Origin of the sequence: Actinotalea fermentans (assembly GCF_007991475.1) — a bacterium.
In the GTDB taxonomy this organism is placed as follows: Bacteria; Actinomycetota; Actinomycetes; order Actinomycetales; family Cellulomonadaceae; genus Actinotalea; species Actinotalea fermentans.
On the sequence record NZ_BJYK01000009.1, the window covers coordinates 655,146 to 665,556 of the forward strand.

The window sequence follows — 10,411 nt, forward strand, 5'->3', positions numbered from 1 at the left end:
ATGACCACCCTGGCACCGCCGACACGGGCGGCCGCCGGCGAGCGAAGGAGTCGGCCGCTGTCCCTCCCGGCTGAGACGGGCGCCGCAGAGGCGGCTGACGTCGCGGTGCTCGCGGACGCCTTCCGGGGCGGCGACGAGGCGGCGCTCGCCGAGGCGTACCGGCGCTGGTCGCCCCTGGTCCACACGCTCGCCCTCCGCTCGCTGGGCCACGCCGACGACGCCGAGGACGTCACCCAGCAGGTGTTCGTCGCGGCCTGGCGCGGCCGGTCGGGCTTCGACCCCGCGCGCGGACCGCTGCCGGCCTGGCTGGTCGGCATCGCCCGCAACGCGATCACCGACGTCCAGCGGCGGCGCAGCCGGGACACCCGCGCGACGCTCGCCGTCGCCGGTGCGGCCGCCCCCGACACGCCCGCGCCCGCCGAGGCCGGCGACCTCGCGGACCGCCTGACCGTCGCCGACGAGATGGCCCGGCTCGGCGAGCCACAACGCACGATCCTGGCCCTGGCGTTCTACGAGGACCTGACGCACGAGGCGATCGCGACCCGGCTCGACCTGCCCCTCGGCACGGTGAAGAGCCACATCAGGCGCAGCCTCCTGCGGCTGCGCGACCGGTTGGAGGTGAGGTAGGTGGACCACGTGGACCCCGACGTCCTCGCCCTGATCGCGCTCGGCGAGACCGACCCGACGGCGCAGGCCCACCTCGCCGTGTGCGAGCGCTGCGCCGAGGAGGTCGCCGAGCTCGAGCGCGCGGTGCGCGCCGGTCGCGCGGTCGGGCCGGACGACGTCCTCGTCGCGCCGCCGGCCCGCGTGTGGGCGGCGATCGAGTCCGAGCTCGGCCTCTCGACGGCCGCCCCGCTCCCGACGCCGGCCGCACCCGCACCCGCGCCCGCCGAGGACCGGCCGACCGCCGCCACCGTGCTGCCGCTGCGCCGGCGCCGCACGCCCGCCTGGATCGCGTCGGCCGCTGCGGCCGGCGTCGTCGTCGGTGGGCTCGGCGGCGCATGGCTCGCGAACCGCGACGACGCCCCCGCACCCGCCGTCGTCGCGCAGGCCCAGCTCGAGGCGCTGCCCGGGTGGGACGCCGTCGGGCACGCGGAGGTCGAGGAGGACGCCGACGGGCGTCGCGTGCTGGTGCTGACGGTCGACGAGACCGGCGGCGCGGGCGACACCGACGGCCTGCGCGAGGTCTGGCTGCTCAAGGAGGACGTGTCCGGGCTGGTCAGCCTCGGCCTGCTCGACGGCGAGGAGGGTCGCTTCCTCGTCCCGGCGGGCGTCGACCTGACCGAGTACCCGGTCGTCGACGTCTCCCGCGAGCCCACCGACGGGAACCCGGCGCACTCGGGCGACTCGATCGTCCGCGGGCTGCTCGGGATCACCGTCACGCCCGTGAGCCAGGCCTGAGTCAGTCGGCCGGTCGCTCGTCCGGGTCGGCGTCGTCCGGCTTCTCGCCGCGCGCCAGCCGCGCGAGCATCGCGTTGTAGGCGACCAGCTCGGCGTCGCCCGTGCGCGCCTCGTCGCGGTCGCGGCGACGGGCGGTGCGCTCGTCGTCCTTGGTCCAGGAGAACGCGAGCACGATGGCGAGGACCAGCATCGGCAGCTCGCTGACCCCCCACGCGATGCCGCCGCCGGCCTGCTGGTCCTCGAGCGCGGGCGGGCCCCACGGCCGGCCGAGCAGGCCGAACCAGTCGGGCGCGAGCAGCACCTCGCCCTCCACCAGGGCCAGGCCGAAGAACGCGTGGAACGCCATCGTCGCGAACAGCAGGATCAGCCGCACCGGGTACGCCGGGCGCCGCGGCCCGGGGTCGATGCCCACGAGCGCGTTCGCGAACAGGTACCCCGCGAGCGTGAAGTGCACGACCATCAGCAGGTGCCCCAGGTACGTCTCCAGGGCCAGCGGGAACAGCGGCGTGTAGTAGAAGACGATCATCGAGCCGGCGAAGTTGATGCAGGCCACCACGGGGTTGGCGAAGAACGTCGCCACCCGCGAGTGCACGATGCCGAGGATCCACTCGCGCGGGCCGCGTGACCCGTCCGCGCGGGCCGGCAGGGCGCGGGCCGCGAGCGTGATCGGCGCGGAGAGCGCCAGGAACACCGGCGCCACCATGACCAGCAGCATGTGCTGGACCATGTGCGCGCTGAACAGCACGTGCCCGTACACCGCAGGCCCGCCCGACGTCGACCAGGCCAGCACGAGCATGCCGCTGACCAGGCAGATCGTCCGGCCGAGCGGCCACCGGTCGCCGCGCGCGCGCAGTCGGCGCACCCACCGCAGGTAGACCACGACGGCGGCCAGGCAGCCGAGCGCGACCAGCAGGTCCCAGCGGAAGCTGGTGAGCCACAGCTCGGCGGTCGGCGCCGGCGGCAGCGGGTGGCCGGTGACGATCTCGGCGGGCGTGAGGGCCGTGGTGAGGGGGGCGTCGTCGGGCACGGGCGGGGCCGTGGCCGCGAGCGCCGCCGCGATGCCGAAGGTCGCGCCCATGACGACGGCCTCGCCGGCGGCCACCCGCCAGAACAGGCGCGGGCGCCCGGCCAGGCGCGGCAGGACGGCGCGGCGGTGCGCCCAGCCGAACGCGCCGAGGGTCGCGAGGGCGGCGATCTTCGCCAGGACCAGGCCGCCGTAGGTGGAGTCGAGCCCGTCCGGCCCGCCGAGGCGGATCCACGCGTTCACCGCGCCGGACGCCCCGACCGCCACGAAGCACCAGCCCGCGAGGCTCGAGTACCGCGCCACGGCCGCCGGGAGGTCGCCGCCCAGGCGCGGGTAGAGGACCGCGAGCGCGACGAGCCCGCCCGCCCACAGCGTGACGCCGCCGAGGTGCAGGAACATCGAGGAGATCGCGAGCTCGTGGCTCACCGCCCCCGACGCGTGACCCGACTGCGACTGCAGCACCAGGGCGGTCGCGGCGAGCAGCCCGGTGAGCAGCGCGCCGCGCGGGGTCGTCACGAGCACGGCAGCGACGCAGGTCACGGCCGCGAGCGCGACGACGCCGAGCAGCGTGCGGCCGAGCGTGATCGACGTGACGAAGAGCCCCAGCTCGGCGTCGAACCCCTCGCCGCCCACGGGCCGGCCGGCGATGTTCGCGTACGCCAGGACGAGCTCCGCGAGCGCCAGGACCGTCCAGATGCCGGCGGCGAACGCGGCGAGCGTCAGTGCGGCGGGCCAGGCGGCGCCGTCGGACCGCGCGCGGCCGCCGCCGCGGGGCAGGACGAACGCACCCAGGGCGAGCGCGCCGATCGTCACGGCGGCGGAGAGGTCCACCAGCCCGGTCACGGCGGGCAGCCCCCAGCGCACGACGGCGCCCGGGTCGCCCAGCAGCGGCGACTCGGCGGCCCCGGAGACCCACAGCGCCAGCAGGGCCGCGGCGAGCGCGGTGAGCGCGGCCGCAGCGGCGCCGACGGGGCTCAGCGCCCGACGCTCGGGGCCGGCCGGCGCCCCATCGGGGACAGCCGGCGCCTCGTCGGGGACGTCGGGGCTGTCGGGGACGGCGGGGCTGTCGGGGACGGCGTCAGGCGCGACCCCACGACCAGCACCGGCGGACACCACGCGGCCAGCCTAGGCGTCGTCGCCGGTGGCGACGGGCGAGACGTCGTCGGGGCGGACGGGGGCCGCGCGGGCGGCGTCCGGGCCGCCGGGGATTTTCCACGGTAAGTGTCGGTTTCCGGGCGTACCGTGTGCCGGTGAGTGACCCCCCCACCAGCACCACCGCGCCCGCCACGCCCGCGCCCACGCCCGCCACCTCGGCAGCGGCCGCGCCTCCCGACGAGGGCCCCGCCTCCTTCACGATGAGCCATCGGCAGATCCTCACGATCCTGCTCGGCCTGATGATGGGGATGTTCCTCGCGGCCCTCGACCAGACGATCGTCGCGACCGCCATCAAGACCATCGGCGACGACCTCAACGGCCTCTCGCTGCAGGCCTGGGTCACGACGGCGTACCTGATCACCTCGACGATCTCGACGCCGCTCTACGGCAAGCTCTCCGACATCTACGGCCGCAAGCCGCTGTACCTCATCTCGATCGGGCTGTTCCTGGCCGGCTCGCTGCTGTGCGGCACCGCCACGTCGATGTACCAGCTCGCCGGGTACCGGGCCATCCAGGGCCTCGGCGGCGGCGGCCTCATGTCGCTCGCCATCACGATCCTCGGCGACATGCTCAGCCCCCGGGAGCGCGCCAAGTACCAGGCGTACATCCTCGCCGTGTTCGGCGTCTCCTCCGTGCTCGGCCCGATCATCGGCGGCTTCTTCGCCGACGCCGCGACGTTCCTCGGGATCACCGGCTGGCGCTGGATCTTCCTGGTCAACGTGCCGCTCGGGGTGGCCGGCGTCGTCGTCATCTGGCGGGTGCTGCACCTACCGCCGCTGCGCCGCGTGACGCACCGGATCGACTGGCCTGGCGCGCTGCTGCTGGCCGCCGGGCTGGTCCCGCTGCTGCTGGTCGCCGAGCAGGGCCGCGAGTGGGGCTGGGCCTCGCCCGTCGCGCTGACCTGCTACGGCGTGGGCGTCGTCGGGCTGGCGCTGTTCGTCCTCGCGGAGTCGCGCGCCGGCGACGACGCCCTGCTGCCCCTGCGGCTGTTCCGGAACCGCACGTTCGGCATGGGCGCCATCGTGAACACGGTCATCGGCATGGGCATGTTCGGCGCGCTCGCCGGCCTGCCGCTGTTCCTGCAGATCTCCAAGGGCATGAGCCCGACGGCGGCCGGCCTCGCCCTGCTGCCGCTCACGCTCGGGATCATGGTCACGTCGGTGGTATCCGGCCAGACGATCGGCCGCACCGGGCACTACCGGACCTTCCCCATCCTGGGCACGGCGTTCCTGGTCGTCGGCGCCTTCCTGCTCTCGCGCGTGCACGCCGACATGACGCTGCTCGACGTCGGATGGCGGTCGGCGGTCTTCGGCGCCGGGCTCGGCTTCTGCTTCCAGCCGCTCGTGCTCGCGGTGCAGAACGCCGTGCCGCCGCGGGACATGGGCGTGGCGACGTCGTCGTCGCTGTTCTTCCGGCAGATGGGCGGGACGCTCGGGACCGCGGTGTTCCTGTCGATCCTGTTCTCGACCGTCGGGGACAAGATCGGCGCCGCGTTCCAGGCCGCTTCCGGGACGCCGGCGTTCCAGGCCGCGCTGGCCGACGAGTCCGTGACGAGCGACCCCGCGAACGCGCCGGTCATCGCGATGCTCCAGGGCGGCGGGGACGCGGGCGGCGGTGCGGTGCCGTCCCTGAACGACTCGTCGTTCATCAACCACCTGGACCCGCGGCTCGCGGCGCCCTTCCTCGAGGGCTTCGCGCAGAGCATCGGGCTGGTCATGCTCGTGGCGGCGTGCGTGCTGGTGGTCGCGTTCGCGCTCTCGTTCACGCTGCCGCAGCTCGCGTTGCGCCAGGTCAGCGGCATCCAGAGCCGCCTCGACGAGGACGCCGCGGGCGCGCCGGGTGCGGAGGGCCGGGAGGACGTGGCGGCGACGTCGCAGACGGCCTCGGCGGTCGCGGCGTCGGAGCAGGGCATCGCCCCGGAGGCGATCCGCGCGGAGGGTGTGACGCCGGAGCGGTGAAGCCTTCGCATCACCAGGTGATGCAAAGGCTTCACGGCCACTCGGCCCAGGCGCCCGCGTCAGCCCCAGACCAGGGCCTGGGCCGGCTCCTGGAGGACCGCCGCGACATCGGCGAGCAGGCGTGAGCCCAGCCCGCCGTCGACCAGGCGGTGGTCGAAGGACAGCGCGAGCTGCGTGACGTAGCGCTTCTTGATCCGGCCCTTGTGCACCCACGGCTGCTCGCGGATCGCGCCGAACGCGAGGATCGCGGACTCACCGGGGTTGAGGATCGGCGTCCCGGTGTCGATGCCGAACACCCCGACGTTGGTGATCGTGATGGTCCCGTCGGACATCTCCGCCGGCGACGTCGTGCCCGCGCGCGCCTTGGCGGTGAGCTCGGCGATGCCGGTCGCGAGCTCGTGCAGCGACAGCCGGTGCGCGTCCTTGATGTTCGGCACGATGAGCCCGCGCGGCGTCTGGGCCGCGATCCCCAGGTTCACGTAGTGCTTGTAGACGATCTCCTGGTCCTCGTCGATCCACGACGCGTTGACCTCGGGGTGCCGCCGCACGGCCAGGAGCAGCGCCTTCGCGGCGATGAGCAGCGGCGTCACGCGCACGTCGGCGAACTCGCGGTCCGCGCGCAGGCGCTCGACCAGACGCATCGTCTTCGTCACGTCGACCGTGTGGAACACCGACACGTGCGGCGCCGTGAACGCCGACGCCACCATCGCCTCGGCCGTGCGCTTGCGCACCGACCGCACGGGGACGTGCGTCGAGCGCCCGTCGGGCGACACCGTGCCGGAGGCGAGCCACGGCTGGTCGTCGTTCGCGTACGTGGCCAGCACCTTCGGCTCGTTCTCCTTCGCGCGCGCCAGGACGTCCTCGCGGGTCACGATGCCGCCCGGCCCGGTCGGGTTGACCGTGCTGAGGTCCACGCCGAGGTCCTTCGCGAGCTTGCGCACCGGCGGCTTCGCGAGCACGGGATGCTCGCCGTCGCCGCCCACGCCCGACGGCGCGGCGGAGCCGGCCTGTGCAGCGGTTGCCTCAGCGGTGCCGCCCTGCCCAGCAGGCCCCGGCGGCGACGGCGGGCTCGCGAGCTCGGCCGCCGCCTCCGACGCGCGGCGCGCCCGCCGGCTCGGCGCGGACTCCACGGTCCCGTACCCGACGAGGACGGCGCCGCTCCCGGCGTCGGCCTCCACCGGCTCGACCCCGGCCGCCGCGCCCCCGGCAGCCTCGGCGTCCTGCACGACGTCGGTGCCCGCTCCGGCCGGCGCGTCCGGCTCCGCGGCCGGCGGCCCGTCGGGGTCGACGTCCACGGTGATGATCGGCGTCCCGACGTCGACGGTCTCCCCGACCGCCGCGAGGATCTCCGTCACGACGCCGTCGAACGGGCACGGCAGCTCGACCAGCGACTTCGCGGTCTCGATCTCGACGATCGGCTGGTTCACGGCGACGCGGTCGCCGACGGCGACGCGCCACTCGACGATGTCGGCCTCCGTGAGGCCCTCACCGGCGTCGGGCAGGCGGAACTGCTGGTACTGCGGCACGCGGTGCCCCTCTCAGAAGCCGACGGCGCGGTCGACGGCGTCGAGCACGCGGTCCACCGACGGCAGGTACTCGTGCTCGAGCCGGGCGATCGGGTACGGCGTCGCGAAGCCGCCCACGCGCAGCACGGGCGCCTGCAGGTGGTAGAAGCACGCCTCGGTGATCCGGGCGGCGATCTCGCCGCCGGTCCCGAACGCCACGGGCGCCTCGTGCACGACGACGCACCGCCCGGTCCGCCGCACGGACTCGGCCACGGTGTCGGTGTCGAGCGGGGAGATCGAGCGCAGGTCGATCACCTCGAGCGACCTGCCCTCCGCGGCGGCGGCGTCGGCGGCCTTGAGGGCGGTGTGCACGGTCGGCCCGTAGGCGACCACGGTGGCGTCAGTCCCGCGCCGCACCACGCGCGCCCGGTCCAGCCCGCCCGACGGCGTCGCGTACGGCCGGCCCAGGTCGACCTGGCCCTTCTCCCAGTAGCGGCCCTTGGGCTCGAAGAAGATCACCGGGTCCGGCGAGGCGATGGCCTCCTGGATCATCGTGAACGCGTCAGCGGGCGACGCCGGCGAGACCACGCGCAGGCCCGCGGTGTGCGCGAAGAGGACCTCGGGCGACTCGCTGTGGTGCTCCACCGCGCCGATGCCGCCACCGAACGGGATGCGGATGACGACGGGCAGCGAGAGCTTGCCGCGCGTCCGGTAGTGCATCTTGGCGAGCTGGGTGGTGATCTGGTCGAACGCCGGGAACACGAACCCGTCGAACTGGATCTCGCACACGGGCCGGTAGCCGCGCATCGCGAGCCCGATCGCGGTCCCGACGATGCCGGACTCCGCGAGCGGGGTGTCCACGACGCGGTCGGTGCCGAACTCGGCGGCCAGGCCGTCGGTCACGCGGAACACGCCGCCGAGTGCGCCGATGTCCTCGCCCATGAGCAGGACGAGCGGGTCCGCGGCGAGCGCCGCGCGCAGGCCGAGGTTGATGGCCTTGGCCATGGTCAGGGTCGTGAGGCCGTCGTCGCCGGCGCGGGCCGCGCCGTTCGCCTGGGCCGCGCCGCTCGGGCGCGTCTGGGTCATCGTCATCGGTCGCTCCCGGTCGCTGTCGAGGCGAGGTACTCCTGGCGCTCGCGGGCGACGCCCGCGTGGCTCGTGGCGTAGACGTGGTCGAACATCGACGCCGGGTCGGGCGCCGCCATCGCGCGGACGCCCTGGCGCAGCCGAGCACCCAGGGCCTCAGCCTCCGCCTCGACGCTCGCGAGGTACGCCTCGGGCAGCTCGCCGGTAGCCTCGAGGTAGGCGCGCAGCCGGTCGATCGGGTCGCGGCGCCGCCACGACTCCTCCTCCTCCGACGTCCGGTACCGGGTCGGGTCGTCCGACGTCGTGTGCGCGCCCATGCGGTAGGTGACGGCCTCGACGAAGGTGGGGCCGCCGCCGGACCGGGCCCGGTTCAGCGCCTCGCGGGTCACGGCCCAGCAGGCGAGGACGTCGTTGCCGTCCACGCGGACCGTCGGGATCCCGAAGCCCAGCCCACGGTCGGCGAGCGGGACGCGCGACTGCTTGCTGGTGGGCTCGGAGATCGCCCAGCCGTTGTTCTGGCAGAAGAACACGATCGGCGCGTCGTTCACGGCGGCGAAGACGAGCGACTCGTTGGTGTCGCCCTGCGACGTCGCGCCGTCGCCGAAGTAGGCGATGACCGCGGTGTCGCGCGCCGGGTCGCCGGTGCCCACGGCGCCGTCGCGGGCCACGCCCATCGCGTAGCCGGTCGCGTGCAGCGTGTGCGAGCCGATGACCAGCGTGTACAGGTGCACGCCCGACGCGCGGGGGTCCCACGCGCCGTAGTCGATGCCGCGGAAGAGGCTCAGCACGTCGAGCGGGTCGATGCCGCGGGTGTGCAGCACGCCGTGCTCGCGGTAGCTCGGGAAGACCATGTCCTGCGGCGCGAGCGCGTGCGCGGAGCCGATCTGCGCGGCCTCCTGGCCGAGCGCCGGGGCGAAGAGCGCGAGCTCGCCCTGCCGCTGGAGCGCGGTCGCCTCGGTGTCGAAGCGGCGCGCGAGCACCATGTCGCCGTACATCGCCCGGAGGTGGTCCGGGGTCAGGCGGGCGACCGCGTCGTCGTAGGTGGGATGGGCCACGCGGACGCCGTCGGGTGCGAGCAGCTGGACCGGTGGGGGAGTCTCGACCAACGGGGAGGTCCTCTCCGGGGACGGACGTGCTGACTTACGAAACCGTAGGCTACGGATGCGTAGGTAGCGCCTGCGGGCGGCCGACAAACCGGCCCCGGCCGTTTGTGCGATCCCTCCAACGAGCGCCTCCCGCCCGCATGGCGGCGGGTGTTGACTTTCCCGTAAGGGGAGACCCCACCGTGCAGGTGAGGGGAGGGACGCGAGCGATGGACACGCTGATCCCGATCGGACGCTTCTCGCGCGTCACGCGGCTGTCGGTCAAGGCGCTGCGGAACTACGCCGACGCCGGGCTGCTCGAGCCGGCGTGGGTCGACCCGGCGTCGGGCTACCGGTACTACACGTACGCCCAGGCGACGTCAGCCGAGGTGATCCGCGTGCTGCGCTCGCTCGAGATGCCGCTCGACGAGATCGCCGAGGTGCTCGCCGCGGCCGACGACGACGTCGTCGCCAAGGTCATGGACCGGCACCGCGCGCGGCTCGAGGACCGGCTGGAGCACGAGACCCGGATGCTCGCGTACCTCCGACGGCTCATCGAGGAGGAGGGAAGACCCATGACGTACGACGTGACGGTCAAGGAGCTGCCCGCGACGCACCTGGCGGTGCTGCGCAGGCGGGTGACGGCCGACGACGTCGGGCCGGCGGTGGCGGAGGGCTTCGCCACGATCGCGGCCGCCGTCGGGCGGTCGGGGGCAGGGTTCGCCGGGCCGCCGACGCTGGTCATGACGGAGATGGTCGACGCCGACGGTGGCGGCGAGGGCGAGGTGGAGCTCGCCTTCCCGACGGCGACGCCGTTCCCGGGGATCGGCGAGGTCGCCGGGGAGGAGCGGCCCGCCGAGCTGGTCGCGTCGACGGTGCACCGCGGCCCGTACGAGGAGGTCGGGCCGGCGTACGCGGCAGTCGAGCAATGGGTGGCCGAGCACGGGCACTCCGCGACGGGCGCGCCCCGGGAGGTCTACCTGAACGGCCCGCAGGAGGCGCCGAGCCCCGCCGACTACCTGACGGAGATCCAGTTCCCGATCGTCGTCCCGGACTGACGGCCCGACGCCGCCCCTCGCCGGCCCTCCGCCGGAGTAGACACCTGGCGCCGGCCCTCCCGGCGCACCCCCGCGCCACCCCTCCCGGCGCACCCCCGCGCCACCCCTCCCGGCGCGAACAAGGATCCGGATACGAACGACA

Annotated in this window: 8 protein-coding genes; 4 read left to right on the forward strand and 4 right to left on the reverse strand. The window is 74.6% G+C overall.

Annotated elements, in window-relative coordinates; genetic code table 11:
- Complete coding sequence (locus tag AFE02nite_RS15070) at window positions 1–627, forward strand: RNA polymerase sigma factor (RefSeq protein ID WP_146819958.1); 627 nt, start codon at window positions 1–3, stop codon at window positions 625–627.
- Window positions 628–1,401 carry an anti-sigma factor gene (locus tag AFE02nite_RS15075; RefSeq protein ID WP_146819918.1) on the forward strand — a complete coding sequence of 258 codons (774 nt, stop codon included), beginning with the start codon at window positions 628–630 and terminating at the stop codon, window positions 1,399–1,401. It abuts the gene before it with no gap.
- A gap of 1 nt (window position 1,402) precedes the next feature.
- Here the strand turns inward: AFE02nite_RS15075 and AFE02nite_RS15080 are convergent, their stop codons facing one another.
- The gene (locus AFE02nite_RS15080) at window positions 1,403–3,541 is read right to left on the reverse strand and encodes a cytochrome c oxidase assembly protein (RefSeq protein ID WP_261765643.1); all 2,139 of its coding nucleotides are present in this window, start codon (window positions 3,539–3,541) and stop codon (window positions 1,403–1,405) included.
- A gap of 134 nt (window positions 3,542–3,675) precedes the next feature.
- Between AFE02nite_RS15080 and AFE02nite_RS15085 the strand changes: the two genes are divergently transcribed.
- Window positions 3,676–5,538: an MDR family MFS transporter gene (locus tag AFE02nite_RS15085; RefSeq protein ID WP_261765644.1), complete on the forward strand. Its 1,863-nt coding sequence runs from the start codon at window positions 3,676–3,678 to the stop codon at window positions 5,536–5,538.
- Between the two features lie 59 nt (window positions 5,539–5,597).
- Here AFE02nite_RS15085 and AFE02nite_RS15090 read toward each other — a convergent pair whose 3' ends face one another.
- The 3 genes from AFE02nite_RS15090 to pdhA are packed head-to-tail and all read right to left on the reverse strand — an operon-like array spanning window position 5,598 to window position 9,235.
- Window positions 5,598–7,064, reverse strand: a complete 1,467-nt coding sequence (locus AFE02nite_RS15090) for a dihydrolipoamide acetyltransferase family protein (RefSeq protein WP_146819919.1) — start codon at window positions 7,062–7,064, stop codon at window positions 5,598–5,600.
- A gap of 12 nt (window positions 7,065–7,076) precedes the next feature.
- On the reverse strand, window positions 7,077–8,135 hold the full coding sequence (locus AFE02nite_RS15095) for an alpha-ketoacid dehydrogenase subunit beta (RefSeq protein ID WP_146819920.1): 1,059 nt from the start codon (window positions 8,133–8,135) through the stop codon (window positions 7,077–7,079).
- On the reverse strand, window positions 8,132–9,235 hold the full coding sequence (gene pdhA, locus AFE02nite_RS15100; protein ID WP_034249035.1) for a pyruvate dehydrogenase (acetyl-transferring) E1 component subunit alpha: 1,104 nt from the start codon (window positions 9,233–9,235) through the stop codon (window positions 8,132–8,134). The genes AFE02nite_RS15095 and pdhA overlap by 4 nt, the downstream gene beginning before the upstream one ends.
- Window positions 9,236–9,441: 206 nt before the next feature.
- Here pdhA and AFE02nite_RS15105 point away from each other — a divergent pair, with 206 nt between their 5' ends.
- Window positions 9,442–10,269, forward strand: a complete 828-nt coding sequence (locus AFE02nite_RS15105) for a MerR family transcriptional regulator (RefSeq protein WP_034249036.1) — start codon at window positions 9,442–9,444, stop codon at window positions 10,267–10,269.
- Window positions 10,270–10,411 lie beyond the last annotated feature (142 nt).